This is a genomic window from Selenomonas sp. oral taxon 126, assembly GCF_001683335.1.
Taxonomy (GTDB): domain Bacteria; phylum Bacillota; class Negativicutes; order Selenomonadales; family Selenomonadaceae; genus Centipeda.
Genome location: NZ_CP016201.1, coordinates 1,348,430 through 1,373,332, shown reverse-complemented (window position 1 = coordinate 1,373,332; position 24,903 = coordinate 1,348,430). Strand labels below are relative to the sequence as shown.

Genomic DNA, 24,903 nt, shown 5'->3' with positions numbered 1-24,903 from the left:
ACTCCTCCCACCATCCCCCCCGGACGGCGTAAATCAATCGCAGAAAATGCCAAATACACTTTCCTCAGTAGTGCGGGTGTGCCTTCACATAGTCAACCGGCCGCGACCAGTCCACCTGGACGTTCGTCTCATTCCACAGGCGCGTAAGAGCCAATTTGAAACTCTCGCAGTCCGCGAGCGGCGTAACGGTCTCCTTTGTAAAGTCCATCAGCGTCTTATGCGGCACCTCGACCTCATGATCGGTCGCGAGGAAAGCCTCCGCAGCCGCGCGTCCCTTCTCATCCGCAAGGTTCACCGTTGCAGATCGCACGGACGCATCGTAGTCAATCCAGCCGAGAACGTCGCCATAGCTGATGGCGACACTGTACGTATCACTCACTCGTATCACCTCTTTTATCTACTGCCCTCACGGGCGTTACTTATTATAGAACGATTCCACCGGACACGCAACCGCCCAATGAAAATAATTCTGTATACAGAAAGGAGCTGTTGCAAGAGCGCCCCTATCGGCTCGTTTCACTCGCCACTTCCCCCGTTTCGACGGGGGAAGCTAATATGCCGTAATGCAAAGCCTCCCCCGTGCGGTACGGGGGAGGGGGACCGCGAAGCGGTGGAAGGGGCGCTTTGAACGCTCATACGAACAAGGGCTGTTATGCGGAGTCAAAATGACTTCGTGCAACAGCCCTCTCCCAAAAATCAATATCCCCTTAGAACGCCCACGTTACCTGTGCACCGCCCGCGATACCCTCGCGCTGACCGGTCATGCCCATGAGGTTCACGCCGTAGCTGACGCGGCCGTCCTTCGGTGCGAAGCGATAACCAAGCTCGAGGATGCCCGTGCCGCCGCCGAGCGACGGGCTCGGTGTACTGTAGCCCTGATAGATCGCCGTTGCATCTCCGTTGAACTCATACTCGTACGCAAGCCCCGCGTAGACCTCGCTGTTTGCGCTGTCCGCGTGCGTATAGCGTGCGCCGACGCGCAGACGGTGCGAGTCCACACCGCCGAAGTCGAACTCTGCGCCCGAGCGCAGCTTCGTCGTACTGCCGCCCTGATGGGAGTAGAAATACTTTGCATAGCCCTCGATGCGGTCACCGCCCGCGAGCTTCCATTCCTGACCGAAACCAACGTGTCCGGCGCAGTACGTGTTCGAGTTGTCATAGCTCAGCGCCGCAGCGTCGCCGCTGCCCGTGTAGTCGCTCCGCACACGCCCCGCGTGCACGCTGCCCTCAACATAGCGTCCGTTTTCGTGCGTCAGCTTCGCCATCATGCCGCCGCCGATATAGCTCATCTTGCCGCTGCCGTGCGTGCCGTCGTCCAGATAGGAGTCATATGTGCCGCGCCCATACTCGACAAAGGGTCCGTAGGTCAGCGTTGCATCGCCCATCTTGTTTGCGCGTGCAAAGCCGACGTTGAGGTTCCAGCCCTTTGCATCCACATGGGAGCCGGAATGCACCCGTATATTCGAGCCGCCCTGCGCCGCCCACAGCTGGAATGCACCGCTGCCTGCCGCCGACGCATTTGCACCGGCAGATGCCGCAGTACCCGCAGCCGCAAGTCCTGCATTCGTGTTCCGCACGCCCTCGACGGAGGAAGGAGCGGGAGCAGTCCCCGCCGAGATCACAGCAGCCGCCTCAGCCGCAGCTGTATACCCGACATGCGAGAGGAGGTCTGCACCTGCGTTCAGCAGTGCGCTCGCCGCCACGCGCGTCTCGACCGGCGACTTACTGCGCGCATTCATCTCAACCTTCTCAACCGTTGCAATGAGCTCATTCTCCCCGCGCTTTGCGAGGCTGAGTGTATAGTCGAGAACAGAGCCCTGCGACGCCTTCATCGTATCCTTGCCGACGTTTTTCAGTGCATCATCCGTCGTCAGCGTACCGCCCACCTTGAGCAGGCTGACCGCATCGCCGGGACGGAACGCCTTCGCATCGCCCGCAATGCCGACGCCGAGATGCAACCCCCGGATGTTCTTTTCGCCCGTATTCGTGAGCGTGAGCATCGTCCGCGTCTCTGCAGGTGTCGTTCCCGCAGGCAGGTAGAAATGCAGATTCTGCACACCGTCAAAATCCTTCGCCGTCGTGCCGAACGAGCGCACCGCAAGCGTATTGTTCGTGCTGTTCGCATTGCCTGCGCCGCCGTGGATCACGCCGCCAATCTTGACCCCTCCGTAGAGATTCACCGTGTTGCCGGATGCCACACCCCCGGTCGCACGTCCGCCGTAGACATCACCGCCGACGCTGCCGCCGAAGATGTCCACCGCGTTATCCGACGCCGACGCACCAAAGCCGCCGACGAGGTTCTGTGCCGTACCGCCGCGCATGACGAGCCGGTTCTGCTTCGCCGCCCCCTTGCGCGAGGTGCCGCCGTACGCCGTATCCGTGATCGTGCCGCCCGTGACGGTGAGCACGTTCCCCTCCGCCGCATGTCCCTGCTCCGAGCGTCCGCCCCATGCAAGGTCATGCGTGCCGTCCGACGCCGCATAGGACGCCGTCTTGTTGTCCTTGAACCGATAGCCGTCCGCATAGACAGACTTGCCGTCGGACGCCCTGTCAACAGAGAACTCATAGGCCTCGCCCGCGACAAGCTCCTTTGCCTTGTCGTAGTTCGTAAACTCAATGCCCTGCTCATTCGCCATCAGCGTGACGCGTGTCGCGGCATAGCTCTTCGTCGGCAGATCGGTCGTGCCGACCTGTGCCGTGAGTTTCTTCCAGTCAAGTCCGCTCGTTGCAGCGCCGCCATTGAGTGTCAGCAGCGTCTTGCCCACCGTATCCTTGTTCACGGTGAAGTTCAGACGCTCAAAGTTCGCAATCTGCCCCGCCGTAATCGCGCCGCGCACATTCAGCACATTGCCCTCGGCAGACTTGTTGCCGCCGTAGATGGTTCCTATGACCTTCGTGCCGTCAGCAACCGCATGGAACACCTTCTTCTCGTCTGTATAACCGATGTTGACGGTGTTGCCCGTGGTCTTGCCCGTGCCGTTCGTGTAGCCCGCATAGATATTTTTTGCAACTGTGCCGCCCGCGATGTTGACCGTGTTGCCGGTCGCATTCGCAGAGTTCGTTGTCTTGCCGATATAGCCGCCGTACACCTCTTCCAGCGTACCCGCGCCCGTGCCGACGAGATTTACGGTGTTGTTTACCGCACCACCCGCAGCCCCCTCCGAGCGTCCACCCGAGAGGTACTTGACCGTCTTGCCGGAGGCAATGCCCGTGATCGTGAGCGTATTCTTCTCCGCCGTATTGCCGCCGTAGGAAACGCCGCTGTACGTCTTGGCGTTCGGATTGACCCCGTCATAAACGACCTCACCGTTACGGAAGCGGTTCACGTCAATGAGTACCGTCGTCGCGTTGACTGTCGTCCCCGTATCCGTCGTATCCGTGCGCTGAACAACCTCATAGTCGCCGCTCACTGCGTGATTTTTCACGGCGTAGTTCGAGAACTTCAGCTTGCCCGCAGTCCCACTCTTCATCAGTGTGATCGCGCCGAGCGTCTTGTCGGCGGAGAGCTTCGACGTATCGACCGTGACGTTGTTCCAGTCCACCGTCTGCCCGTCGAACCCGTCCGCAAGGGACAGCATCGTGCCGCGCGTCTTGGTGAACGCATCCTCGATCTTGCCGCTCTTGGGCTTGTCCGCCGCAACGGAGTTCGTCAGGTAGAACGTATACTTCTCGAAGTTCTGCGCCTTCTTCGCCGCAGCATCCTTCACAGTGACGTTCAGCGTATTGCCCGCCGCGCCCTTGTTGCCGCCGTAAAGCTCCGCATTCGTGAGGTTCGTGCCCGCCGCGAGCGTCGAGGTATCGCCCTGTTTCAGCGTCGTCGGGTCCGCACCGATGTTGACCGTATTGCCCGTGGTCGCACCGCTGCCCTTCGTGTAGCCGCCGTAGACCGCACCCGTGACAGTGCCGCCCGTGAGCGTCACACGGTTGCCCGTCACATCACCGCTGTTCGCAGCCTTATCAACATAGCCGCCATAGATGTTCGTCAGCGTACCTGCGCCCGTCCCTGTAACCGTGACTGTATTCTTGATTGAGCCGCCCGCCGCGCCCATCGTCTTGCCGCCGTAGGCACTGTGCGCACCTGCGGCGAGACTCTTGACCGTCAGCGTATTGTGCTCCGTCGTATTGCCGAAATGAGAAATGCCGCCGAGCGCCTCGCCCGTTGTCGCGGCGGTAAAGTCAACCACGCCGTTCTTGAAACGATTCGCCTCAAGGAAGATCTTGCTCGCCGTCGCAGAGCCGACGTTATCCGTCCGCACACCGTACTCCATGCCGTCATGAACGCTGAGGAGACGCTGATTTGCCGCACCCGTGAACGTCATACCTGCAGCATTGAGCAGCGTGATGGTATTCGTGCGCTGCTTGCCCGCGCTCCACGCATGGAGTTTATCCGCATCGAGCGTGATCTTCGACCAGTCTGCGGCATCACCGTCAAATCCGCCCGCCTGCGCGAACGTCAACAGCGTATCGCCGTCCTTTACATCATTCCCCAAATAGAAAGTATAGTTCTCGAATTTGCCCGCCGTCTTGACGGTCATGTTCTTGCCCTTGACGTTCAGCGTGTTGCCCGTCACGTCAGCTTTGTTGCCGCCATAGATGGAGGTACCCGAAAAATCGGCACCCTCAGAGAAACCTGTTCCATTGCCGAGATTTACCGTGTTGCCCGTGGTCGCACCGCCACCGTCCGCGTATCCGGCGTAGACCTTATCCGTCACCTTGCCGCCCGTGAGCGTCACTGTGTTGCCCGTGGCATCGCCGCCGTTATTTGTATAGCCGCCGTAGATCGTCCCCGTGACCGTGCCGCCCGTAAGCGTCACGCCGTTGCCCGTCGCTGCGCCGCCGTCATGCGTGTAGCCGCCGTGGACATCATCGCTGCTCGTGCCGCCCGAGATCGTGACCTCATTGTTCTGCGCCGCACCCTTGCCCTTGGTATGACCGCCATAGAGCCGGTTGTATGTACCGTTTTGGATCGTGACCTTGTTGCCCGTGACAGCGGCCGTGCTGTCCGAATTGTCGATGGCACCGCCGTAGACATCGCCCGCTACGCCATTCTCAAGCGTCACCGCATTGCCCTCGCCGTTCGCACTGCCGCCGACCGCGCCCTTGCCTCGCGTATAGCCGCCGTAGACCGTGCTAGTACGACCATTTTTCAGCGTGACACTGTTGCCTGTCACCGTGCCCGTAGCGTTCTTCTCATTCGTGACCGCACCGCCGTAGACGTTGGTGATACCTCTGCCGGCTCCCGTATTCTCAACGACGACGCGGTTGTTCTTGGCACCGCCCGTGCGTCCTGCCGTCTTGCCTCCATAGGTCTTGCCAACCCATTCCGTCGTGGAGGTGTTCGTGATCGTGAGCGTATTGCTCTCCGTCGTGTGGTTGTTGTAGGAGACACCACCGAACAGTTCCTTCGCATTCGGCGGATTCGTGCCGTCGTACGTCCACGTATTTCCCTTGAAGATATTGTACCCCATGATGACGGAGAAGCCTTCACGTTCCCCTGTGTCGGTGCCGACGAAGTACTCGACATTGTCCGTGCTGCCGAGATCACGCGGCACGTAACCTGACTTGAACTTCAGCGTCCCCGTCGCACTCTTGACAAGAGTAATAAGGCCGGTTGGTTTTCCCGTCAGCTTCGACGTATCCAGACCGAAATTGTTCGCGAAGTCGATCTCCCTGCCAAAGCCGCCGTTCTTCAGCGTCAACATCGTATCGCCATCTTTGATGTTGTTGTTCAGCGTGAACTTATACTTGTCAAAATTATCCACGCTGTTGACCGTGATATTCTTGCCGCGGACGTTCAGCGTATTGTTGTTCACCGCACCGTCCGTGGAGTTGTCGCCGTGAATATTTGCTTTGGTGAGGTCTGCCGTATAGCTGCCGTCCTCCGCCCCGAGATTCACCGTATTGTTCGACGTGCTGCTGCCGGCATTCAGCACCAGCTTTTTGCCGCCGTAGACATCGGCAGGAGTATAACTGCCAACCGTGCCGCCCGAGATCGTGACTGTGTTGCCCGTCGCCGCCCCCTTCTCGCTGAGACCGCCATAGATCTCCCTCGTCACCGTGCCGCCCGTGAGATTGACCGTATTGTTCTTCGCCGCACCTGTACCGTTGGTCTGCCCGCCGACCGCATACTCCACCGTGCCCTGCTTCATATTGACGATATTGCCCGAGACCTCGCCCGCATTGGCTGCGTTCGTGATTTTACCGCCGTAGACATCCTTGATCGCGGTATTGTTGTTCGGGAGATTGAGCGTCGCCGTATTGCCCGTGACCGCGCCTGCTGCGCCCTCGTTCTTGCCGCCGTAGGCATATGAGAGCGGCGTTCCCGATGTGGGCTTCCCCGTCACTGTCAGCGTATTACCCGTCGTCGTATGACCAAAGCGGGAGAATCCGCCATAGACCTCACCGCCGAACGTCGGTGTTGTGCCGTCATAGGTGACATTGCTGCCCTTGAATCGGCTCGCCTCCAGCATGAGGGCATGCGCCGTTTTTGTGCCCGTATCGGTCACAAGACCGAATTCATGCGTATCGGTTGCACTGCCAAGCTCGCGCGCCACATAGTTGTTGAACTTCAGCATCCCATTTCGTTTGAGCAGGGTTAGCCTCTGGATGCCGTGCGTGTTCGAAGCCTCTGAAAGCCCCGCCCGATCCACGGTGATCTTGTCAAAGTCAACCCCCGTCCCGCTGAAGTCGCCCGCATCCGTCACGGTCAGCATCGTATCGCCGAACGTGGTCGCGCTGCTTAGTTTGAACTTGTAGTTTTCAAAGTGGTTGACGGACTTCACCGTGATGTTTTTCGCGTTGACGTTGAGGGTATTGCCCGTCGCCGCCTTATTCCCACCGTGGATTTCGCTGTTCGTGAGCGTCGTGCCCGCGAAATCCGTATGGTCGGCATCGCCGAGATTGACCGTATTGTTCGTCGTCGTACCGTTGCCATTGGCATATCCACCATAAATATGACCGCTGACCGTGCCGCCCGACTCAATATTGACGGTATTGCCATCCGCCTTGGCGTTCGCCGCCGTCACATAGCCGCCATAGACGTTTTTGACCTTGCTCGTGCCCGCTATCGTGACCGTATTCTTCGTCGAATCACCCGCGCCCGCTGTATAGCCGCCGTAGACATTCAGATTCGTATTGTTCGTATTCGTGATCTTGATCTTGTTTTCCGTCGTCGTATTGCCGAGACTCGAATAGCCGCCATAGACAGCTGTGCCTGTGACGTTGTTCGCCGTCGCATCGGCGTTCTGGAAACGATTGATGTCAGCGCGGATATAGGTCAAGAGATTGTAGCCGCCAAATATCGGAGCATTCGTGACATCCGCATACATACGGTATTCAAAATCGCCGCTTGTCGCTTTGCGATCCATCTTCGCATCGTGGAAGACCTTCAGCGTGCTGCCGGACGCTCCCCAGAGCATCTGCACCGTGCCGACTTTGCCGTAGCGAGTCTTATCGTCATGCCACTTTTCTGCGTTCAGCGTGATATTCTTCCACTGAACCTGATTGCTGCTGCCAAGCACATTATTTTCGGTCAGTTTGAGCATGGTATTATTCAGTATCGATGCATTATCCGTTCCGACCGTAACGCCCTTCGTGAGGTTGAAATTGTACTTCTCAAAATTCTGCGCCGTGCGTGCAATGATGCCTGAGGCGTTGACATTGAGCCTATTGCCCGTGACATCGAACTTGTTGCCGCCGACAAGATTGACCTTTGTCAGATCCGTTCCCGCCGCCATGGCATTCTCACCATCGCCGAGGTTAACGGTGTTGCCCGTCGTTTTGCCTGTACCCTGCGTATAGCCGCCATAGATGAAAGTATTGTTCTTCGTGAATTTTCCGCCTGAAATCGTCACCGTATTGCCTGTAACATCGGCACTGCTCGATGCGTTGCGTATAATGCCGCCCATCGCTTCATCGCCGAACGTGCCGCCCTTGAGCGTGACGGAATTGCCCGTGACAGCGCCCGTGCCTTCCGTGCCGCCGCCTTGGACGTCACCTTCCACGGTGCCGCCTGCAACGGTGACGGAGTTGCCCTTGACCTCCTTCGTGGCGGACGCGCCGTTGAAGCCGCCGTAGATGGGATCTTTCGACAGACCGTTGTTGAAGAACACGCGATTGTTCGTAACTGCACCCGTACCGCTGATGCCGCCGTAAATGATGCTCTGTCCGCTGCCATTGCTGACCTGCAGCCCGTGAATCGTCAGCGTATTATTGCTGACATCCTCTGTAGCAGTCTTTTTTCCGCCGCCAGAAATCGTACCATAGGTACTGAACGGCTTATTCGTCGGACCGCCTTCCGTTCCGAGCGTGATCTTGTTGTCGCTCATGAAGCCGGTCTTGTCCGTACCCTCAAGGCCGTTGATGCTTGCAGCCGTTTCTGTGTAGTCATGCGTATCCGCCGCATACGCCGACGGTGCGGAGAACAACAGTCCCCCCCCAGTAGACAGCCCCAATGCAACATAGACAGCCAAGCGACGCTGTGCTTTCAATCCACTCAACATGTGCTCCTCCTCCAATGTGCTCGCGAAGAACATTTACTTTATCACCGAGATTCTTCCGCCGGTCTCAACCACAGACTGAGACTCATTATATACTCGCCTATGATACATGAAGGTTATTCTCGTTGTCAACTATATTTCTAATTTATTATTCCTCTTTTTGAATAAAATTTCACAAAACGTGAATGAAATCATGATATTTTTCTTAAATATATAGATCACCTTTCATATTTGTGCACGCTGCAACAATTTGCGACAATTCTCGCACCTTCGTCCTCCTAGACAGCCATGCGCATTGTGTTTATAATATAGATGAATGTGGTGAGATGAGATTTATTGAGTTGGATCGCTTAATCAAAAAGAACGGTTGGTATCTCAAAAACTCGAACGGCTCACATATGCACTATGTCCACAATGATAAGCCCGGCAAGATTACAATTCCGAACCATCCCGGTGATCTTGATCCAAAGACGGTTAAATCGGTTTTACGTACAGCAGGCTTGAAGTAATTTCAAACCTAGGAGGTATTGATATGAATCTGGTCTATCCTGCAATTTTTTATCCCTGTGAAGTTAATCCCAAATTCTGCGTGGTCGTGCCCGATCTCCCCGGTTGTGTCAGCGAAGGCGCATCCCTCCCTGAGGCGATTGCAATGGGCGTGGATGCTGCGTCCGGCTGGGTACTCGGAGAACTCGAGGACGGGCGGACTGCACCGCCCGCAAGCCGCATCGAGGACATTCACCCCGATCCGGAGATGGGCGAGGGCTTTGTCAGTCTCCTCTCCCTTGATATGGATACCTACGCCGCGAAATACGGCAGCAAATCCATCCGCAAGAATCTCACCATCCCCGCATGGCTGAACACCTTCGCCGAGAAAAAACGTCTGAACGTCTCCAAGGTGCTTCAGGATGCTCTGACGGAGCTTTACGAAAAAGAAGCGGCAGTATAGTGCTTCGTATCAAACACATATAAAGGAGCAATCATATGGATTTCAAGAGCAATATCACCGTCGGCATGACACATGAGGCGGTGGACACGGTGACGGATGCAAATACGGCGGTGACGGTCGGCAGCGGCTCGCTCGCCGTGTATGCGACGCCCGCGATGGCGGCACTGATGGAGCGCGCGGCGGCAGAGCTGTGTCAGAGGGAGTGCCCCGAGGGCTGGACGACGGTCGGCACGTCACTGAACATCACGCACCGCGCGGCGACGCCTGTCGGTCTCACGGTACGCGCTGTCGCAAAGGTAACGGGCGTAGACGGACGCGCAGTCACGCTCAATGTCACGGCGTACGACGAGCGCGAGGAGATCGGTGCGGGCACGCACACGCGCTTTGCCGTCGCCGTGGATAAATTTATGGCGAAGGCGGAGGGGAAGCGGCAACCGGAGTGATGCGATGCACCCAATATACTTTTATCGGGATAAGGATGGAAACCGCCCCATTGCGGCATACATTGCAGAACTTACTGCAAAAAAAGATAAAGACAGTCGCATCAAATTAAACAAGATTCGTGACTATATCAAAGCATTAAGCGAATACGGGACGCGCGTAGGAGAACCTTATATTAAGCATCTCAACGGTGATATATGGGAACTTCGTCCTCTTCGTGACCGAATCCTCTTTGCCGCATGGTATCAGGGCGGCTTTGTCCTGCTCCATCAGTTTATAAAGAAAACGCAGAAAACGCCTGCCCGAGAAATTGAACGTGCTCAGAAAAATCTTGCCGACCTCATCGAAAGGGGAGTTACATATGAGTCCGAATAAAACAAGCAGTGACAATGCTCTCGCCTACATTGATTCGCTTTTGAGCCCCGAAGAAATTGCCGCGAGCGATCTGCGTGTCGCGCTGATTGGCGAACTCATCCGCGCCCGTGAAGAGCGCGGCATTACGCAGGAGCAGCTCGAGGAGATGAGCGGCGTCACACGCCCCATGATTGCACGTCTCGAGCGCGGAACAGCAAGCCCGAGTATCGCCACGGTCACAAAACTCCTCGCGCCCCTCGGCAAAAAACTCGCCATTGTTCCACTGTAAGCCACATCTATAGGAATCGCTGATAAAATAGACCTGCAGATTGGCGTAGATTTTTCGTCCGAACGAGGAGGCAAACCGGACGCATAGCCAAAGCTATGTGGAGGATTTGCTAACGAAAAGCGGGCAAAAAAGATGCGCTAAGATGGCGCGGCTGAATTTATCAGTGCTTCCTATAATCAGTGGAGCTCCATGTCCCCTATCGACGCGAAGCCGCACCACGCACATCCCACGCAGCAAAGGCAGGGGAAAAGCGCTGACACAAGGTAAAAAAACGCAGGAGAGCAGCACGCAATTGTGCCGCTCTCCTGCGTTTTTATGTGATTTTCAAATGTATGCTCAGAACGCCCAGGCGATGTTGAATCCGCCCGTAATACCCTTGCGCTTGCCCTTGAAGCCCGTGAGGTTCAGACCGTAGCTGACGGTGCTGTCCACGGGAGCGTAGCGATACCCGAGTTCGAGGAGCGTGGTGCTGCCCTTGAGGCTCGTGCTCGGCAGGTTGTAGCCCTGATAGCTCGCCGTGCCCTTGCCGTCGAATTCATACTCCCACGCGAGACCTGCGTAGAATTCGCCGTCCAGATCGTTCTTGAACGTGTAACGCGTGCCGAAGCGGATACGGCTCGAGGTGGATGCGCCGAAGTCATACGGCTCGCCGGTCGAAAGGGTTGCGCTCGCGCCCGCCTGATGCGCGTAGAAATACTTGGCATAGGTATCGATCTTATTGCCATTGATGAGTTCGCGCTTCTGTCCGACCCCAATGTGACCGGCGAAGTAGCTGCTCGACAGATCGTAGCCGGTGCCCTTCGCGCCGATGATGCCGCTGTAATCGCTCTTTGCACGACCAATGCGCAGACTGCCCTCAAGATAGATGCCGCTCTCGCTCTCCGTCTTTGCCATGACACCGATACCGAGATAGTCGGTCTTGCCACTGCCGTGCGTGCCGTCGTCGAGGTAGGAGTCGTAGTTGCCCCTGCCGTACTCGATGAACGGCCCAAAGGTGAGCGATCTGTCCAGAAGTTCGTTGCGGCGTGCATAGCCGACGTTGAGATTCCAGCCCTTCGTGTCGACGTAGGAGCCGGACTTGAGGCGCATACTGCCGAAGCTCTGCGCCGCAAACAGCTGATAGCTGCCGAGGGTGGAGAGTGGAGCGGAGGCAGCAGCAGAGTTCTTCTCGCTGCCGGCATACGGGGTGTCCACAATGTTCGCGATCTGGGTCGCCGCCGCCTCGGCTGCGGGGATACCGACATCGGTGAGGAGATCGGAGCCGCTCGCAAGGAAGGCAATCGCAGCTGCCTGTGTCTCGACAAGGGATTTCGTCTCGTCCTTCACCTTGATATTCGTGACGTGTGCAAAGAGCTCGTTTTTCGTGCCCGTCGATGCCGTACCACGCGTATTCAGTGTGTACTCATAGTCGAGGGTAACGCCCTTCGTCGTCTGATAAGTCGTGCCCGAGAGGTTGTTTGCCGTCACAATGTTCTGAGCGTCGGGCAGTCTGACGAGGCTGATGTCATCGCCCATGCCGATCGGCGCGTATCCGCCGTCGAGCTCCATGGTGATCGTGCTGCCGCTGATGTCCTTGTTCTTTGCCTGTGTCGTGGTCAGCATGGACTTCGAGAGGTCAGCACGCGGGGAGAGGTAGAAGTTGAGGCTCTGGAAATCCTCAAAATACCCGACCTTTGCCCCCATGTCATAGACGTTCAGTGTATTGCCGTCCTTGGCAGATGCCGATACACCCGTCGTAAGTTTTCCGCCATAGACGCTACCCGCAACCTCGGTACCGCGCAGCGTGATGCTGTTGTTCTTGGCACTCTTGCCATAGCCGCCGACGACATCACCGCCAATATGGACAGAGGAGAGGCTGACATTGTTATTCTGTGCATCGTCACTTGTCGACCAGCCACCATAGACAGAGCCCGAGACCGAGCCGCCCGACACGGTGACATAGTTGCTGTCCGCCTTTACCTTGCTCTCGCTCTTGGCACCGTAGATGTTGCCGGTCAGCGCACCGCGCGTGAGGATAACCCCGTTGCCGCTCATTGTACTCGATCCGCCGCCGGATCCACTGCTGCCCGAGCCGCTGCCGCCCGAACTGCCCGAGCTGCTCGAGGTGCTCGTGTTCGCTGCGTATGCACCGTAGACATCGCGGATATTGAGTGCATTTGCACTGTCAATCGTGAGCATATTGTTCTTCAGGCTTCCGGATGTGCCCGTGGTGACACCCGCTGCGGCGTAGTTGTCAATGCCGCTTGCGTGTACGCCCGTAATATGGAGCTTGTTGTTCTCCACATCGTGATTCATTGCGGAGATGCCCGTGAACACCCTGCTGTCTGCCGCTGAAGCGTTTGTGCTGTCATAGCTGCGGTCACCGTCGCGCAGACGGTTGAAGGTCAGCAGGAGGTCGGAGCCCTGCGTCTGATCGTTCTCCGTATGCAGGTAGACCTCATAGTTCGTATTCGCGTACTTTGACGTACGATCCTGGTTCTTCGCATAGTTCGAGAATGTCATCTGTCCGTTGCTCTCGATGAGCTTTACGGAATGCGAGCCCGTCCACGTCGGGTTCAGGTGGAATTTGCTGACATCCTCCGTGATATTCGCCATGTCAACCGTACCGCCAAGACCGCCCGTCTGCTCAATCTTGAGCATGGTATGGTCGATGAGCGTATCGTTGTGAAGGACGAATTTGAAGGTGTCGAAGTTTTTCACCTGCTGTACGGAGACATTGCCCGCCTGTACGACGAGCGTGTTGCCCTTGCCCGCGCCGCTATCGTTCGCACCATAGATATTTCCTGCGATGGTCGCACCGTAGCTGCCGTCGTCCGCACCAAGCGTGAGCGTATTGCCCTTCGCCTGTCCTGCGGTCGCAGCATAGCCCGCATAGATATTGCCCGACACTCTGCCGCCCGTGACGTAGACGTTGTTGCCGCTGACCTCGCCCGTGCCCGCTGAGTAGCCGCCGTAGAGCGTGCCCACCTTGCCGCCCGACATGCGCAGGACGTTGTTCTCCACCTTGTCGTTGTTGGCAGCCTCGTGGATATAGCCGCCGTAGCCCGCTGTCACCTGGTAGGCATTGCTGCCCGTCGACTTGATCTCGAGTGTATTCCCCCGCGTACCGCCGGAACCGCCGGACGCTCCCATCGTCTTCGCGCCGTATGCCATGATATCGCGGCTGAGTGGTTTGTCAATCGTGAGGAGGTTGTGCTCGGTCGTGTGTCCCCCGTAGGAGCGCCCCGCGAACCAATCTGTATCGTCGCTCGTCGTATCGTATGCGACGTTACCGTTCTGGAAACGGTTGTAGTCCAACAGAACGCGTCTGCCCGTCGTCGTGCCCATGGAAGCCTCGGTGCCGTCGGAACGCACGAGGCGCAGTGCGTACTCGTAGTCGCTGTGTGTCGGGGAGATCAGCCACGCCGCTGTCGGTGTGTAGTTTTGGAATTTCAGCGCGTTGTCGTCATTGCCCTCAAGGAGGGTAACACGCCCTGCAATCTGCTTTGCGGACATATTCTGAAGGTTGATCTTGACATTCGAGAAGTTCACGGGCGTGGTTCCCGAATACTGGTTCTCAAAGCCGTTGTGATCAGTCACCTTCAGCATCGTCGCGTTCTTGTCGATCTTGTCCGTGAGGTAGAAGTTATAGTTCGTGAAGTTGTGAACACCCTTGACGGTAATGTCCTGCCCCTTGACGTTCAGCGTGTTGCCCGCCGCTGTGCTGCGCCCACCGTAGATGGTCGCTCGTGTAAGGTCCGCCGCGTAGCTGCCGTCGTCTGCCCCGAGGTTGACCACATTATTCTGCTCGACCGATGTATCCGTCCCACGCGCGTAGCCGCCGTACACATTGCCGCGCAGCGTGCCGTCGGGACGCGTACCGCCCGTGAGCGTACCGCCCGTAATGGTGACGGTATTGCCGCCGGAGGTCGTCGTAGTTCCAGTGCCGCCCGAGCCGGAGGGTTGCGCTGCATAGGTCACGCCGCCATAGATGTCGCCGACGATTTCGCCGCCCTTGACCGTGACCATATTGTTCGTAACGGAGCCCGCCTTCGTGCTCGTTGAAGTGTTCTCACCGCCGACGACGTTGTCATCCACCCTGCCGTTCTCGATGGTGACGCTATTGTCCTTCACAGCCCCCGTGCCGTTCGCCGTCGCGCCGTAGACATCATGCACAGCACCGCCCTTAACGGTGACGCTGTTCGCGGTAAGGCTCGCATTGCCATTTGCCGCTGCGCCGTATGCCGTTTCAGAGACCTTTGCGGTACCCGAGATCTCGACGGTGTTATTCGTCGCCGTGCCGGTGCCCGCCGCAGTGCCGTAGCCCGTCAGATATGCACCGTAGATCTTGTGCGCGGAGCCGCCGCTGATCTTGACATGGTTGTCGTTGACCAGCTGAACATGTGCGTTGGTGGAGCTGCCCGCGCCGAAGAGCTCACCGAATACACCGTAGACGGTGGCCTGAATGTCACCCTCGGTGATCGTGACCGTGTTCTGCTCAGCTTTGCGGTCCACGCTGTTATCGCCGCGAATCGCGCCGCCCTTGACCTCTCCATGCACAACGGGATAGACCGTGGTACGCGAGGCATTTGCTCCGCCGTTAATCGCAACACTGTTCGAGCTGACCGTGGTTGTACCGTAGCCGCCCGTGATGCGATTGACCGTTCCCTTGTTGACGGTGACGCTGTTGTTCGTGACCGTCCCCGTGCCGCTGTAGGCAACGCCATTGCCCGAGGTCAAATTGTCCGATTTGCCGCCGAAGATATCGCCCGTCACCGTACCATCCGCGACTGTGACCTCATTGCGATCGACCAGTCCCGTCCCCGTTGCAACACCGCCAAAGAGGTTCTCGATCGTGCCGGAGTTCAGCGTCAGCTTGTTCCGCACGGCATCCGCACCCGTGGAGGTGTAGCCGCCGTAGCCCGAAACGAGGCCCGTCGCGTTGTTGAGTACGAGGGTATTGTCCTGGACGACCTTTTTATTGCCGGTCTGTCCGCCGAGGTTTTCCCAGATGGAATAACCTCCATAGATTGTATTCCGTCCGCTGAGTGCGCCCGTATGCGTATGGTTCGCGTTCTGGTAACGATGGAGCTCTGCGTCAACGTAGTTGCGCGTCGTCGAGGTTGCCGTATCCGTCTGCGTGCGCAGCTTGATGCGGTACTCGTAGTCGCCGCTCCAATCCGTCGTACCGGGCGATGTATAGTTGGAAAATCTCAGATTCGATGTGCGATTGGTCGCTGTGTTGCCGTCAGCCATCAGCGTGACCGTGCCGACATCGCCAAAGTAGTCCTGCACACTCTTTCCCTGTGCATTGACCCCCTTGCCGCTCCAACCTGTCGCGTCGACTTTGATGTCCTCCCACGCAACCGCGCGCCCGAATGCGTCGTTGTTGTGGGTGAGCGTGAGCATGGTGTTGCCCACTGCAACACCTGTGTTCAGATGGAATTCGTACGTGTGGAAGTTTTGCGCGGAGTTTGCCGTAATGCCCTTGGTCTGCACAATCAGGTGGTTGTTCCGAATGGCATCGAGGCTGCCGCCCGAAACGCCCGTGGAGTTGCTGCCTCCGTAGAGGGACGCATTGGTGAGGTTCGGTGTGGCACTCCCGTTCACATCGCCGAGGATAACGCGGTTGCCCGTCGTTCCGCCGGCCGCATTCTCAGCATAGCCGCCGTAGACCTTGCCCACGACCGTTCCATTTGCTATCGTAACTGTGTTGTTGATGGCAGAGGTCTTTCCCATGCCGCCCGCAATCGCAATTCCATCCATTGCGGTCCCGGTGCCGGTCCTTGCAGTCAGCGTACCGCCCGCGAGTTCCACCCCACCGTTCGCCACGCCGCCCGCAGTCGAGCGCACACCAATGACAGATCCTGTGACAATTCCGTCATTCATCTTGACCGTGTTCGGATTTGTCTGCGCCGCACCCGAAACCTGAGCTATATTGAGACCGATGCCGCCGTACGCATTGCCCGTGAGTTTTATGCTGTTAATGACGAGCGTGTTGCCCGTCACAGCGTTTGTGGTCGAGGTCGTTCCGCCTGCGGAGATATCTCCGTTGACAATAGGAGCAACGCCTACGCTGTTTGCATTGATTGTAAGCATATTGTCCGTCACAGAAGGGCTCATCAGGTGTGTACTGCCCTCAATGTCGGTATAGGGATCATTCGATGTCCCCGTGTGACCGTTGATGCGGTCGCCCGTTGTGACCGTTGCACTCGCCGCATACGCCGTAGGCGCAACGGCAAACGTGCCGCCGAGGGCAATCGCTACGAATGCGGCTAGCTGCCGCTTTGCTTTCATTCCTTTGAGCATTACTCTCTCCCCTTCACAATATGTTGGAAAGAATCCATCCTTGCAGCGCTGCACGCCACATTTTCTCATCTTTCTATTATATGACGCACGTCTACAAACGTCAATCATAAGTTCACATCTCCTGACCGTAGATGCGGCGGATCTCATCCGTATAGTTCCCCTCCGCATCGCGCACGATGAGGGCGGGCTCGTGGCGCATTCCCGTGAGTGCCGCGCCCTTGACCGCCTCGATGAGCATGAGGTTCGGCGCTTTGTCCGCACGCGGCTGTACCATGCGCAGGCGCTTGACGGCAAAATGCTCCGCATGGAGGGCGAGGACGATCTCGCCGAGGCGTTCGGGCAGATGCACCATAGCGAGCCGTCCGCCGTGACGGAGTGCGTACGATGCGGCGTGTACGGTGTCGGCAAGGGTCGCCGTCAGCTCGTGCCGTGCCGCTGCGCGTGCGCCCATGCTGAGAGCTCCGCTTGTCACGGGGCGGTACGGCGGATTGCTGAATACGAGGTCATATGCTCCGCACGCAAAAAGAGCGGGAGGGTCGCGATAGTCGCCCTCCCGCACGGTTATTTTGTCTGTGAGATGGTTCAGCCGTACGTTCCGCGCAGCCAGCTCCGCCTGTACGGAATTCAGCTCAACCGCCGTAATATGCGCTGCGTGGTCTGCGACGAGGAGTGGGATCACGCCCGTCCCCGTGCCGAGGTCGAGCACGCGCTCGCGCCCCGTGAGCTGCGGAAAATGCGCGAGGAGCACGGCATCCATGGAGAAGCAGAATTCATCCGTACGCTGGGTGATCTGCCGCCCGCCCAACGAGAGGTCGTCGACCCGCTCGTTCGGATGCAGAGCTGCCTGTTCACTCATCGGATGCCTCGCCCTGCTGCGGGCGCGGTGTGCGGTTCTGCCGCCGTCTGCCCTGCGAACGGCGGCGCTCACCCGCATTCTTTGCAGCGCGCTCCGTGCGCTCGCCCTGCTCTCTCCGCTCGCCACGTTCCCCACGCTCGCGCGTCTTTGCTCCTGCGGGACGCTCGCGCCGCTCACGCCCTTCACGCGGGGCACGGTCGCGCGGCATACGCTCACGCGGCGGGCGCAGTCGACCCTCGTGCGGTATATGCGAGCGCGGCTCACCGTCCTCGCCCTCCACACGCGCGATGTCCTCCCACGCGGCGACAACGGTCTTTCCATCGTCCATGAGGATGGTCGCCGTGCGGCGCTGCTCGTTGACGGCGACAATGCGCCCCTCGGCATCTTCGGCGATCACGCGGTCGCTTACCGCAGGGGTGTACTCCGCCTTTTTCGCGCGCATACAACCGCCGCAGCCATAGCCATCGCTCTCGTATTTCAGGCAGCACATGAGGCGCCCGCAGATGCCCGAGATCTTCGTTGGGTTGAGCGAGAGGTTCTGCTCCTTTGCCATGCGGATGGAGACAGGCACGAAATCGCCGAGGAATGTCGCACAGCAGAGCGGACGCCCGCAGCAGCCCATGCCGCCCATCATCTTTGCCTCGTCGCGCACGCCGATCTGGCGCAGCTCGATACGCGTGCGGAAGACACCCGCGAGCTCGCGCACGAGCTGGCGGAAGTCGACGCGCCCGTCTGCCGTGAAGTAGAAGAGCATCTTGGAGAGGTCAAAGGTCAGCTCGACATCGACGAGCTTCATCTTCAGCCCGAGTTCGCGTATCTTCTCCTCGCAGACCCTGCGCGCTTCCTTCTCGCGCGCGTGGTTCTCCTCGATGCGTGCGAGGTCGGAAGCGTCGGCGATGCGGTGCACGACGCGCAGATTCGTCGGGACGGATTCGTCGGGCACCTCGCGCGGCGCGATGACGACCTTGCCGCACTCCATGCCGCGCGTGGTCTCGACGATGACATGATCGCCCTCGGTAATCGTGAGCTGTCCCTGTCCGAATGAGTATATCTTGCCCGCCGCCTTGAAGCGGACACCTACAATCGTTTGCAAAACTTCCTCCGGAATCTATATCTATATATAAAACAATTCAAATGAATTGTTTGCGCGCACGCAGTAAAAACGCCTCCGCCTGCAAGGCAGGGTTCACGTTCGCTGCAAAGCGGCGCGAAAATTCCCGTGCTCCATCCATGAGGGCAAAGATATCGCTGTCCGCCATGTATGCAAGGAGTGCTGTGAGCGTCTCACGTCGGTCGATGTGGCAGAGCGCGTCGCTCCCGCCGTCCTCACGCAGGAGGAGGAGGTCGCGTAGCGCCATCTGCACATAGGAAATCCACGCCGTGCGCTCCGCGTGCGGGCGTGCGCCGAGTGCCTCCGCGCGCGCCCATATATCCTCAACGCCGAGGTTGGGCAGCTGCGCGAGGAGGTCGAGCGCGTCGTCGCGCAGGGCAAGCCCCTCCTCGGTGAGCGCATAGGCGCGCCCGAGGCTGCCATCCGCAAGTGAGGCAATCGCCGCCGCATGCTCGCTGCCGCGTGCCGCGAGTGCCGCCGTGATCTCCGTGCGCGGCAGTGCGCCGAACGCAATGCGCACGGCGCGGGAGCGGATGGTCGGGAGGATCGCGTCATAGGCGTTCGTCACGAGAATGAAGAGTACCGCGCCCGGCGGCTCCTCGAGAGTCTTGAGGAGGCGGTTCGCCGCCGCCTCGTTCATGCGGTCCGCGCCGTCGATGAGGATGATCCGCCGCTCGGCGGCGATGGGTGCACCTGACGCAGCAATGAGGATGTCGCGCACGGCGTCCGTGCGGATCATCGCTGCACTCTTGCCGCGTGCCTCGGGTGCGACTTCAAAGTAGTCGGGATGCACGCCCGTCGCCATTGTGCGGCAGGAGTCGCATTGCCCGCAGGGCGCATCCCCGCCAGCCGCACAGAGCAGTGTCCGCGCGAGGACGCGCGCCGTGCGCCGCTTGCCGACGCCCTCCGTACCGCAGAACAACAGCGCATGCGGCAGACGCCGCGTCACCGCGAGCGCGCGCAGACGACGAATGATCTCCCCGTGTCCGCGGATGTCCGCCCAGCCCTCGGGGAAGTCCTCGCGCACAGCCTCAGATGGCGCTGCGGACACAGATTTTTTCGCCCGCGCCATTACATATAGAGGTCGACGAGGAGTCCGCGGATGGCGTCATGGCTCGCGATGATGTCGAGCTGATCCGCCTGTCCGAGGCGGATTTTCTCTGTCATCTCCTCGAGCTTCTTGTCGATCTTGCGGACGGAGGTATAGACCTTCTGCCGACCAAGGCGATCCCAGCCCGCCTGTGTGCGCAACTCATACATCGTGCCGACCGCCTCACCGATGAAGTTCTGAATGAGCGAGCGATAGGAGCGCAGTTCGTCAAAGGTCGGCGACTTCGAGAGGCGCGCCCCCTGCTCGTCGATCTGCTCGAGCAGGCGATCCATCGCCTCACGCGACATCGCGGACTCCTGATCTGCCAGTTCCATACTAAAGTCCGTCGCCGCGCCGCGCACGCCCACCTCCGTCTCTGCGCGCGGCATCGCAAGCGACGTGCTCCGTGCAATGCTGCTGTCTATCTTCATCGCCATCGCGTCCACCGATCCCTTTTCCTATATTCAAGATGAGTCAATTTGCCCATTGTTCATTATAGCCCGAACGAGGAACAAAGTCAAAGCCGCGCAGCGCGGATAAATTGACTTTATCACCATACTTTGTTATCCTTATTTTTAGAAAAACAGCAAACAGAAAGAAAGGTATGATGTCATGACGCTTGAGGGGGACAAACTCACCGCGCTTCTGCGGCACGGTTCCGCCATCCACATTATCGAAAAGGATATTGAGATCGACTACTACGGTACGCTCGAGCTCAGCGAGGAGGAGCAGGCGGCGGGCAGGCCGGCGGGGGCGCTTGCAGTACGTCTGGATATCCCCATCGGGAAGTATGTCAACACGCCCGAGGTCGGTCAAGTCTTTCAATGCCATCTGACGGGGGCGGGCTGCGTCTATCATTTCGCCGTTCCCTATCGCTCTGCCGCACCGCTGCCCGATACGGTCTGGTATCTCGATCTCCCCACGAGCGCGGAGCGCATCCAACTGCGTGATTTCGTCCGCGTGCCGATTCCGATGTCCATCGATGTGAAACTGCCGGGCGATCACGGCAGTCTGAAGGACTACCGCGAGGTCGCCCTCATCGACATCAGCGGCGGCGGGCTGTGCTTCGTGCACGACGAGCCGCTGATTATGGACGCAGCGCTCGCCGTGCGGGTACCCGATCTGCCGCACATCGGGACGCTGGAGACGCAGGGGACAATCCGCAGGGCGACCCCGATTGAGACGAACCTCGGCATGACGTACCACATTGGCATTGCCTTCGGCGATGCACTCTCGAACCGGGAGCGGGAGCGGCTCGTCCAGAGCATCTATCAGCTCCAGCAGAGCTATCTCCGCAAGGGGCTGAAGGTGCCGCAGATCGATCATACGAAGCGGAGCTGATACATGAAAAGGGGCTGTTGCACAAAATGAATGTGCAGCAGCCCTTTGTTGATCTTGCCTAGACGTTCAAGGCGCCCCTTCCACCGCTTCGCGATCCCCCTCCCCCGTAGCGACGGGGGAGGCTTTTTATGCCCAGCGCAGCTTCATCAGCTCGGGGTAGATCTCCTCGAGCACCTGCAGACCGACACCAACCATCGCCATGAAGCTATCCGCCTGAAACACGCCGACGTGCAGATCGAGCGGCAGATCGATGTCAATGACAACATCGCGCTCATCGTCAACAACGAATTTCACGTAGCGATACTGGCTGTTCCACTCGTTGAGCTTCTCGTGGAACACCTTGGGATCGCTGCCCTCTTCCAAACGCACAAGCCCGAAGTACTTGATCTTGATGAAATCGTTCGTATCGCCTTTCTCCGTGACGACAATGGCGATGCTGACAACACTGCCATTGTCGAGCTGCTGACGCATACGGATGATCTGATCCTCGCCGTCCTCCGTCACGTCCTCGCCGTATTTCATATCCTGCTTGTCAAGTTCCGCCTTAATCGCTTCAAATGCGCTGTTCTTGAGCCCTTCGTCGCTTCCGCTGAAGCCGTCAAACAGTCCCATAGAGTTCCTCCGTTCAACTTGCGTTATTCCTGCGGACGAGGCTTGTGTCCGCGCGTGCACAGCTCCATCAGATCGTCAAAGACCTTCTCTACGACATGCATGCCGACCGCCATCATTGCCATGACGCTGTCCGGCTGGAATTTTCCCCTGTGGAGGTCAAGCGGCAGGTCGATATCGAGGACAACGTCCTCGTCGCGGTCAAGGCAGAATTTCACGTAGCGGAATTCACTATTCCACGCATTGATCTTCGCGAGGAGCTCGGCGCGCAGGTCAGACTCCTCCAGATAGGCGATGTCGTAGAGTTTGATCTTGATGAAACCGTCGGCATCATCGACTTGATCGTACAACTCGCGCACGACGATGACCACCGTGATCGCTTCGTCGTTCTCGAGTTCGTTCCTCATGTAGAAATATGTTTCCTGACGGTCTTCCTCACTCTCATCACTGATCTCATAGTTCCAGTCGTTGCGATCCAGCTCTTCCTTGATCGCATCCTTGATTCCCATTACGGCGGTCTTTTCACCGCCTTTGAATCCGTCAAAGAGTCCCATTTGTCCCCTCCATATCTGCCCTGCTCAGACCGCAGGGCATATGTCCCCATTCCTATGGCGCCGGAGCAATGAAACCGATCGCATCAAGCGTATCGATTGCAGCAGTGCCGCGTGCATTTTGAAATTCGAGCGTTGAGACGACGACCTGTCTGATATATTGCTTTTCGCCGTCTTCGTAGTAGCTGCTGATGTCATGAATCACGAGCGGTCTGCCCCCCGCATCCCGCCCGAGATAGAGCATGACATGACCGGGACGAAAGAGGAGTGCGCCCGGCGGCACATCTGCAAGGAGCGCATAGCGCTCCGCCGCAGTTTTTCCGGCAAGAGGCAGAAGCGAACAGGCACGCTCCTGCATATCCGCATCGCGCGGCAGATCGAGCCCCATCGCGCGATAGATGTTCTGTACGTAGGATGAGCAGTCCATCCCCTCATTTGCCCCGCCCCAGCCGTACTCCGTATAGAGCGGCGTGAATGCGAGACGCACGAGATTGTTCCGGGTAAGCGGCAGCCGTCCCTCTGTGAGACACCCATCATCGGGCACCTGCATCTCCCGCACGGCGAGATGCCCCCCGGCATCCCGCCGTGGCAGGAGGAGACGAAATGACCCGTCCTCTGCCCGTCTGCCCGGGATCTTCGCCCCAAGCTGATAGTGTAAGCCCTCGTCGTCCATGCGCAGGAACGCCGCTGTCACGGTGAAGAACTCCTCCGGCGCAGCGAAGCCGCGCCACGTCTTCCAGTCCGTATCAGCGAGCGCACGTGCGTCGACCCAGCCGTGATAGTCGCGTGTCTCGACAAAGGCGAATCGACCATCCTGCGCCTCGTGCAGGATGAGGACTGCCTCCCCGGGATCGAGTACCGTCCCCTGCAACTCGTCGTAGTCCTCATCGTCCGGCTCCTCATACCACCCCTCGTCGGTCGGCAGGAGTCGTACATCTGCACGGCGAATGGTGACGGCAGGATGCGCTGTGACACGTGCGCCAATCCCCCCGATGGCACGATTCTCCAGAACGCGATCCCACGTCTCCTGCGTGAGGGGATCCCTCCCCGCATAGAGTTCGGGCAGCCCCCGGTCAAGCCCCTGCGCCGCCTGACGGATTACCGCGCGCAGGTCGCGCCCGTTGCGTCGGTGCGGTGCATTGGCGAGATCGTACAGCAGCCCCGCATCAATGCTCGCCTGCCGATGCTCCTGTGCCTCCTCCACAGAGAGGAGTGGCACATTGCCATCCGCACGCACCCAGTATGCGGCAGTCGCTTCCGCTCCCTGAACGGGCAGTGCCGCATGTGCAGGAACAACCATGAAGAGGAAGAGAAGCCCTGCTCCGATGCCCGTGCACAGACGTCCTACAGCGTATTCAGGCACCCTGCTCCCCGCTGAGCTCGCCGAGCCCCCATGCGAAGAAGGCATCCATGCCGAGGAAGGCGAATCTGTTGTCCGTCACCGCCTCGCCGAACTCCTCCATCGTGCCGATAGCAAAAGAGCCGGCATAGCGTCCGGGTGCACGCGTGGGAAGATCCCCCCGCACTGCACGCTCGAAGAATGCCTTCGTATCGTTGTTGACGGCAACGAGTTCCTTGAGGAAGTTGCGCGCCATCTTCATTTTGCCGAGACGGTAGAAGAGCATTGCAAGCGGCAGATACATCATCGCCACGCCCTCTTCGTAGCGCTGATACAGCTTGATCGCCGCATCCCCATCCTCGATCTCCGCATAGATGAACATGAGCTGGTAGCGGCGTCCGAGCGCGTCGTGCTCCGAGAGGCGGAGCATCTCCTCACACTCCTTTGCCGCAAGCCGCAGCTTGCGCGCCTTCAGGAGTGCCTCGAGATAGGAGAGCCGCAGGAACATATAGGGCTTCGTCGCGGGCATCGACCAGAACTTTCCGATGTTCTCCTCGGAGAACATCCCCTGCTCCTCAAGACGTGCGGTCGCCTTGCGCGTCAGATCCTCGTAGTGGTGGACGCGGTCATCGGCATTCTTCGCGAGATACTCGATCTGCATAGATGCCGCCGTGATGTTGTCCGGCTCCATGCGCAGGACGCGCTTGATGATGCGGTAGCGCTCCTCCCCCTTCTTCTTGCGTGCGCGTGCGATCAGTTCGTCCGCTGTGAGCGTATTCACCTCACGCGGCAGATTCGGATTCTCACGCAGTCGCTCATTGAGCTCCGATACGATCTCGGTCATGCGCTCGACGCTGACCTTGCCCCCCTCAGCCTTTACCATGCGGTTCAGTTCAAGCTGCATCCATTCCTTATCTGTCATGCGGTGTCCCTTCCTTTGCTGGTAGTTCCTAGTACCATTATACCTTGTTTTTCGGGAAAAAGCTAGGGAATCGCTGATAAAATGAAGACCGTCAGATTGGTGCAGATTTTTTGTCCTGTCAAGAAGACAAACCGGACGCATAGCAAAAGCTATGTGGAGGATTTGTCGACGCAGAGAGGGCGAAAAAGATGCGCCAAGATGGCGGTGCTGAATTTATCAGTGCTTCCCCAGAAAAAAGAACTGCCGACGCGCGCTTTGCGGCAGC

17 protein-coding genes and 1 pseudogene are annotated in these 24,903 nt (G+C 58.6%); 7 read left to right on the top strand and 11 right to left on the bottom strand.

Annotation, left to right across the window (positions count from 1 at the left end; genetic code table 11):
* Nucleotides 1-64: 64 nt before the first annotated feature.
* Both AXF19_RS06075 and AXF19_RS06070 read right to left on the bottom strand, forming a co-directional pair.
* Nucleotides 65-379 (bottom strand): hypothetical protein, encoded by a 315-nt coding sequence (locus AXF19_RS06075; RefSeq protein ID WP_066846430.1) that lies wholly within the window; start codon nt 377-379, stop codon nt 65-67.
* Between the two features lie 328 nt (nt 380-707).
* The gene (locus tag AXF19_RS06070; RefSeq protein WP_084784780.1) at nt 708-8,501 is read right to left on the bottom strand and encodes an autotransporter outer membrane beta-barrel domain-containing protein; all 7,794 of its coding nucleotides are present in this window, start codon (nt 8,499-8,501) and stop codon (nt 708-710) included.
* A gap of 323 nt (nt 8,502-8,824) precedes the next feature.
* On the opposite strand from AXF19_RS06070, the gene AXF19_RS13765 reads away from it, so the two are divergent.
* The 6 genes and pseudogenes from AXF19_RS13765 to AXF19_RS15255 form a co-directional block, all read left to right on the top strand.
* A complete protein-coding gene (locus tag AXF19_RS13765) occupies nt 8,825-9,007 on the top strand; it encodes a type II toxin-antitoxin system HicA family toxin (protein WP_084784779.1) in 183 nt (60 codons plus the stop codon).
* A 23-nt stretch (nt 9,008-9,030) separates the two neighbouring features.
* On the top strand, nt 9,031-9,447 hold the full coding sequence (locus AXF19_RS06065) for a type II toxin-antitoxin system HicB family antitoxin (RefSeq protein ID WP_066846425.1): 417 nt from the start codon (nt 9,031-9,033) through the stop codon (nt 9,445-9,447).
* A gap of 35 nt (nt 9,448-9,482) precedes the next feature.
* Nucleotides 9,483-9,890: a thioesterase family protein gene (locus AXF19_RS06060; RefSeq protein ID WP_066846423.1), complete on the top strand. Its 408-nt coding sequence runs from the start codon at nt 9,483-9,485 to the stop codon at nt 9,888-9,890.
* A 4-nt stretch (nt 9,891-9,894) separates the two neighbouring features.
* Nucleotides 9,895-10,263, top strand: a complete 369-nt coding sequence (locus AXF19_RS06055) for a type II toxin-antitoxin system RelE/ParE family toxin (RefSeq protein WP_066846420.1) — start codon at nt 9,895-9,897, stop codon at nt 10,261-10,263.
* Complete coding sequence (locus AXF19_RS06050) at nt 10,250-10,531, top strand: helix-turn-helix domain-containing protein (RefSeq protein ID WP_066846417.1); 282 nt, start codon at nt 10,250-10,252, stop codon at nt 10,529-10,531. The genes AXF19_RS06055 and AXF19_RS06050 overlap by 14 nt, the downstream gene beginning before the upstream one ends.
* A gap of 49 nt (nt 10,532-10,580) precedes the next feature.
* Nucleotides 10,581-10,703, top strand: a pseudogene (locus tag AXF19_RS15255) (secretion protein HlyD); the annotation flags it as partial.
* A 164-nt stretch (nt 10,704-10,867) separates the two neighbouring features.
* Here the strand turns inward: AXF19_RS15255 and AXF19_RS06045 are convergent.
* From AXF19_RS06045 to AXF19_RS06025, 5 genes are all read right to left on the bottom strand, one after another.
* Nucleotides 10,868-16,819, bottom strand: coding sequence for an autotransporter outer membrane beta-barrel domain-containing protein (locus tag AXF19_RS06045; RefSeq protein ID WP_066846411.1), 5,952 nt, complete (start codon nt 16,817-16,819; stop codon nt 10,868-10,870).
* Between the two features lie 112 nt (nt 16,820-16,931).
* Nucleotides 16,932-17,675, bottom strand: coding sequence for a tRNA1(Val) (adenine(37)-N6)-methyltransferase (locus AXF19_RS06040; protein WP_066846408.1), 744 nt, complete (start codon nt 17,673-17,675; stop codon nt 16,932-16,934).
* Complete coding sequence (locus AXF19_RS06035) at nt 17,668-18,768, bottom strand: PSP1 domain-containing protein (RefSeq protein WP_066846405.1); 1,101 nt, start codon at nt 18,766-18,768, stop codon at nt 17,668-17,670. The genes AXF19_RS06040 and AXF19_RS06035 overlap by 8 nt, the downstream gene beginning before the upstream one ends.
* A gap of 37 nt (nt 18,769-18,805) precedes the next feature.
* Nucleotides 18,806-19,858, bottom strand: a complete 1,053-nt coding sequence (gene holB / locus AXF19_RS06030; RefSeq protein WP_066846402.1) for a DNA polymerase III subunit delta' — start codon at nt 19,856-19,858, stop codon at nt 18,806-18,808.
* Nucleotides 19,858-20,313: a YaaR family protein gene (locus AXF19_RS06025; protein ID WP_066850098.1), complete on the bottom strand. Its 456-nt coding sequence runs from the start codon at nt 20,311-20,313 to the stop codon at nt 19,858-19,860. Before AXF19_RS06025 ends, holB begins: the two co-directional genes overlap by 1 nt.
* A 175-nt stretch (nt 20,314-20,488) precedes the next feature.
* On the opposite strand from AXF19_RS06025, the gene AXF19_RS06020 reads away from it, so the two are divergent.
* Complete coding sequence (locus AXF19_RS06020) at nt 20,489-21,217, top strand: flagellar brake protein (protein ID WP_066846399.1); 729 nt, start codon at nt 20,489-20,491, stop codon at nt 21,215-21,217.
* A 126-nt stretch (nt 21,218-21,343) separates the two neighbouring features.
* On the opposite strand, the gene AXF19_RS06015 is transcribed toward AXF19_RS06020, so the two are convergent.
* From AXF19_RS06015 to AXF19_RS06000, 4 genes are read right to left on the bottom strand one after another with little or no spacing between them, the layout of a single operon-like run.
* On the bottom strand, nt 21,344-21,829 hold the full coding sequence (locus tag AXF19_RS06015) for a YbjN domain-containing protein (RefSeq protein WP_066846396.1): 486 nt from the start codon (nt 21,827-21,829) through the stop codon (nt 21,344-21,346).
* A gap of 23 nt (nt 21,830-21,852) precedes the next feature.
* Entirely contained in the window at nt 21,853-22,380 is a 528-nt protein-coding gene (locus tag AXF19_RS06010) for a YbjN domain-containing protein (RefSeq protein ID WP_066846393.1), read from the bottom strand.
* A gap of 52 nt (nt 22,381-22,432) precedes the next feature.
* On the bottom strand, nt 22,433-23,740 hold the full coding sequence (locus AXF19_RS06005) for an SH3 domain-containing protein (RefSeq protein WP_066846391.1): 1,308 nt from the start codon (nt 23,738-23,740) through the stop codon (nt 22,433-22,435).
* Nucleotides 23,733-24,638: a tetratricopeptide repeat protein gene (locus AXF19_RS06000; protein WP_066846388.1), complete on the bottom strand. Its 906-nt coding sequence runs from the start codon at nt 24,636-24,638 to the stop codon at nt 23,733-23,735. The genes AXF19_RS06005 and AXF19_RS06000 overlap by 8 nt, the downstream gene beginning before the upstream one ends.
* Nucleotides 24,639-24,903 lie beyond the last annotated feature (265 nt).

Excerpts from the sequence above, each read along its gene's own strand:
- holB (WP_066846402.1), bottom strand. The coding sequence starts at position 19,858 with ATGGCGCGGGCGAAAAAATCTGTGTCCGCAGCGCCATCTGAGGCTGTG.
- AXF19_RS06070 (WP_084784780.1), bottom strand. The coding sequence starts at position 8,501 with ATGTTGAGTGGATTGAAAGCACAGCGTCGCTTGGCTGTCTATGTTGCA.
- AXF19_RS06050 (WP_066846417.1), top strand. The coding sequence starts at position 10,250 with ATGAGTCCGAATAAAACAAGCAGTGACAATGCTCTCGCCTACATTGAT.
- AXF19_RS13765 (WP_084784779.1), top strand. The coding sequence starts at position 8,825 with ATGAGATTTATTGAGTTGGATCGCTTAATCAAAAAGAACGGTTGGTAT.
- AXF19_RS06025 (WP_066850098.1), bottom strand. The coding sequence starts at position 20,313 with ATGGCGATGAAGATAGACAGCAGCATTGCACGGAGCACGTCGCTTGCG.
- AXF19_RS06000 (WP_066846388.1), bottom strand. The coding sequence starts at position 24,638 with ATGACAGATAAGGAATGGATGCAGCTTGAACTGAACCGCATGGTAAAG.
- AXF19_RS06015 (WP_066846396.1), bottom strand. The coding sequence starts at position 21,829 with ATGGGACTGTTTGACGGCTTCAGCGGAAGCGACGAAGGGCTCAAGAAC.
- AXF19_RS06020 (WP_066846399.1), top strand. The coding sequence starts at position 20,489 with ATGACGCTTGAGGGGGACAAACTCACCGCGCTTCTGCGGCACGGTTCC.
- AXF19_RS06045 (WP_066846411.1), bottom strand. The coding sequence starts at position 16,819 with ATGCTCAAAGGAATGAAAGCAAAGCGGCAGCTAGCCGCATTCGTAGCG.
- AXF19_RS06065 (WP_066846425.1), top strand. The coding sequence starts at position 9,031 with ATGAATCTGGTCTATCCTGCAATTTTTTATCCCTGTGAAGTTAATCCC.
- AXF19_RS06010 (WP_066846393.1), bottom strand. The coding sequence starts at position 22,380 with ATGGGACTCTTTGACGGATTCAAAGGCGGTGAAAAGACCGCCGTAATG.
- AXF19_RS06060 (WP_066846423.1), top strand. The coding sequence starts at position 9,483 with ATGGATTTCAAGAGCAATATCACCGTCGGCATGACACATGAGGCGGTG.
- AXF19_RS06055 (WP_066846420.1), top strand. The coding sequence starts at position 9,895 with ATGCACCCAATATACTTTTATCGGGATAAGGATGGAAACCGCCCCATT.
- AXF19_RS06040 (WP_066846408.1), bottom strand. The coding sequence starts at position 17,675 with ATGAGTGAACAGGCAGCTCTGCATCCGAACGAGCGGGTCGACGACCTC.